A 2,526-nucleotide genomic window follows, 5' to 3' on the forward strand; every position below is an offset into this window, starting at 1 on the left:
GAGAAGCCCGAAAACAGGCACTTTTCCAGCAGCACCTCTACCACGAAGACCTTTACGACGACCACCAAAATAACTTTCGTCCAATTCAATTTCACCATCAAACCAAGAGTGCTTATCAACGTGCTCTGCTATCAGCACTCTGAGCCGATGAAAATAGTAAGCGGCAGTGTTCCTGTGGACACCAACCAGCTCTGCGGGGGCTGTAGAGCCTGCAATAAACAGCTCAAGTAACCGTTCCTGTTTGTACTGACTGAGTCTGCTTTTTCTCATGAAACTATCCTAGATGATCTTAGTTATCTAGGACAGCCCCTTAGAAAAAGGGAATAAAATTGATATTTTGAATATATCCTCAAGAATTCATGCACAAGGGGTTCATTCATTCCAAGAAATCTATTATGCCCAGATTGAACCAGATGGGCAATTAACGGTTATTTGTGATCCAACAAATATGCCATCAGTGATTATTATGAAAGATGGTGTTGTTAGGCTAAATGAATTGCAATCGATAGAAAAAGACGAAGAGTGGTTAAATAAACAGATGGTTAAACATGGGATCGATAAGCCCGAATCTGTTTTTCTTGCTGAGTTTTGGCAAGGCGAAGTCAAATTTATTCGGCAAGATGGCAAAATTCAGTAACTATCACGTTTCTTAATAAAAAGATGAAGAGCCGCTAAAGGCTCTTCATCTTAGGTCTAAGATGCTTTACTGACAAATTATTTTTTCAAATCATCATACAGCATCAAAGAGGATTTATTCTCAGGGTCACCAATGTAACGTGGCTGTGGTTGGTATTCGTCACTAAATAGGCTTTTCTGAGGAGTGTAGCCTTTGTAGTTAAAGCCCGCGAGATCAGACCATGAGTAGATAAAATCCATGGTGCTATAAGGCCTATCGGTTTTACTGTTCAAATTAAAATTATGGTTTTGTAACCATTCAGGAGATTGCCATACTAGGAATGGAACATTGTAGATCACACGACTTGGTTTGCCTTCACTACGACCTAAAGTTTCATGAGGAGGTGTATCAAAGACATCTTCACCATGATCAGAGAAAAAGACTAAAAAGCCATTTTCTTTTGATGAATCAAAATCTTTAATTAATGTGGAAACAATATAATCATTGTAGTGTTGTGCGTTGTCGTAAGCATTGTAATCTTCGACTTGGCTCTCTTTGAGGTTACTTGGCACCAGACTATCTTTACCTTTAAAGATGGCTTTATCTTCAGGATAACGGAACTCATATCGCATATGGGTTCCAATTAGGTGAACAACAATAAATTTTTTCTCAGCAGGGTCGGCCAGAGCTTCTTTAAACGGGGCTAGCACAACTTCATCGTAAATACGTGAACTTTGGGCCATATCGTTATTTAAGTAATATTGTTTATCTGTTTGTCGAGAAAAAGCGGTTAATAGCGTATTACGCTCCGTCATTGTCTGTTGGTTTGTGATCCAAAAAGTTTTAAATCCAGCTTGCTTCATCATATTCATGATTGAAGGGCGCGAATTAAATAACTCGGGCTCAGTTTGAGAGGCAAACGTGAGAATTTGCTGGAGCGCCTCTATTGTATAAGGACGAGAGGTCACGACATCGTTAAATACAGACAAATTATCGGGATACTGTTGTTTTAGCTGCTCAAGCTCTGGTGTTGTTGGGCGTTTATAACCATATAAGCTCATTCTATCGCGACTTGTTGATTCACCAATGACCAAAACAAAAGTTCTCGGCGTATTGCCATTAGCATCGATAAAGTTTTCTAATGGCGGGATCTTACTGTTATCACGGATCAGTTCTTCCATATTGGCTAACTGGTTTTTATAGAGAAAATAGCCACTAACAAATTGCCAAGGCGCAGCATAGGCAAGTTTACTATTCACATAAGACATGACATTGGCGAACGGCCTATCTTGTTTAATTCCTTTATTATAATAAGGCACGCCAAATAAGATGATTAGCACGAGCAAAGAGACACCACATCTCGCTGACACTGGCATGGTCACTGGTTTTAGTCGTGACCATAAGAAAATCGCGACCAAAGTATAAATCAATATAACCGCGATAACCTTAAAGCTAATGTATTGCCTTAAAAATTCACCTGCTTCATTTGTATTTGTTTCAAACATCACAAACATGACGCTTTGTGAGATCTGATGCCCATAGACGACAAAATAAGCGAGTGCAATGACAGATGAAAGCCAAAGAATGATACCGATAATGCCGGTAACTAATTTGATCCTTCTAGGGAAAAAGAGCGCAGGGATTAACCAGAGTGTGCTGTACAGTAAAGAGTCTCTTAATCCGACGGTGTTACTTTGTCCTGTAACAACAACATAGATTTGGAGCAATGATGAGAAATACCAGAAATAGATGAGCAACCACAGTAAAGCTGTCCAGCTAAATCTCTTTGCTTGCGTAGAATTAACCATAATTTATTGAACTCTTATTCTTAAGTCATGTTAGGTAATAAGAAAAAACGCCAAAAATCGATTTTTAGATATTATCTTAGAAATTAAGTTCAATAAAATAAA

General features: G+C 38.7%; 1 protein-coding gene and 2 pseudogenes. 1 reads left to right on the plus strand and 2 read right to left on the minus strand.

Translation table 11 applies throughout. The features are described from left to right. Positions 1 to 270: pseudogene (locus tag PR675_RS20655) on the minus strand (IS1595 family transposase); the annotation flags it as partial. 40 nt (positions 271 to 310) lie between these two features. Between PR675_RS20655 and PR675_RS20660 the strand changes: the two are divergent. Then, positions 311 to 637: pseudogene (locus tag PR675_RS20660) on the plus strand (YetF domain-containing protein); the annotation flags it as partial. Between the two features lie 77 nt (positions 638 to 714). On the opposite strand, the gene PR675_RS20665 reads toward PR675_RS20660, so the two are convergent. Then, a complete protein-coding gene (locus tag PR675_RS20665) occupies positions 715 to 2,424 on the minus strand; it encodes a phosphoethanolamine transferase CptA (RefSeq protein ID WP_272582973.1) in 1,710 nt (569 codons plus the stop codon). Between the last annotated feature and the right edge of the window lie 102 nt (positions 2,425 to 2,526).

The organism is Providencia sp. PROV261 (assembly GCF_028477945.1).
GTDB classification, from domain to species: Bacteria; Pseudomonadota; Gammaproteobacteria; order Enterobacterales; family Enterobacteriaceae; genus Providencia; species Providencia stuartii.

Bases quoted from the DNA above. Each gene is read 5' to 3' on its own strand.
- PR675_RS20665 (WP_272582973.1), bottom strand. From the start codon at position 2,424: ATGGTTAATTCTACGCAAGCAAAGAGATTTAGCTGGACAGCTTTACTG.